A 588-nucleotide genomic window follows, 5' to 3' on the forward strand; every position below is an offset into this window, starting at 1 on the left:
GTCCGATCCGTTTGCCGGGCTGGCGGCGGCATTCACCCGGCAGGATGCAGGCGGGCAGCCGTTCGGCGGCTGGCGCGCGGGCGAGAAGGTGACCAGAGAAGCGGCGCTGACTGCGTTCACGTATGGCGGGGCATTTGCCGGCTTCGCCGAATCGCGGTTCGGGAGGCTGGCACCGGGATTGTGGGCCGATTTCGTGCTGATCGATCGCGACCCTTTGCTTGTTACTCCCGAGGAACTGCGTGCGACTCGCGTGCTGGAAACCTGGGTCGGCGGCACCCGCGCTTATGCCCGGGCTAATTGAAGCTCCATCTGTCCTGCCCGAGCCTCGTCTGGTCGAGATTTGAACCGCCTAAAGTTGTGTTCATCAAACAGAAACCAGAATATGCCATCCGGCTGATACCAAGTTGATGCTAGCCGGCACCCCGCCCATTCCACGATGGCAGGTGCGGGAAAGTTTCAATGAGGAGACGATCAGAAACAAGTTTGTTGTTGATTGAAAGACTTGTTGCAACGCACAAATTGGTTGGCATAGCTTTGGTACCGTGTTACGAACATCGCGCAAGTGACACAATTTGCGACGTTCGCGGG

2 protein-coding genes are annotated in these 588 nt (G+C 58.7%); one reads left to right on the plus strand and one right to left on the minus strand.

Annotated elements, in window-relative coordinates; genetic code table 11:
* Positions 1 to 301: amidohydrolase family protein (locus tag AC01FP_RS18750; RefSeq protein WP_474482425.1), on the plus strand; the 301-nt coding region annotated here is incomplete at its 5' end.
* A 63-nt stretch (positions 302 to 364) separates the two neighbouring features.
* On the opposite strand, the gene AC01FP_RS18755 is transcribed toward AC01FP_RS18750, so the two are convergent.
* On the minus strand, positions 365 to 588 hold a 224-nt coding region (locus AC01FP_RS18755), incomplete at its 5' end, for a hypothetical protein (RefSeq protein ID WP_474482426.1).

It is taken from the genome of Cyanobium sp. NIVA-CYA 375, assembly GCF_056108345.1.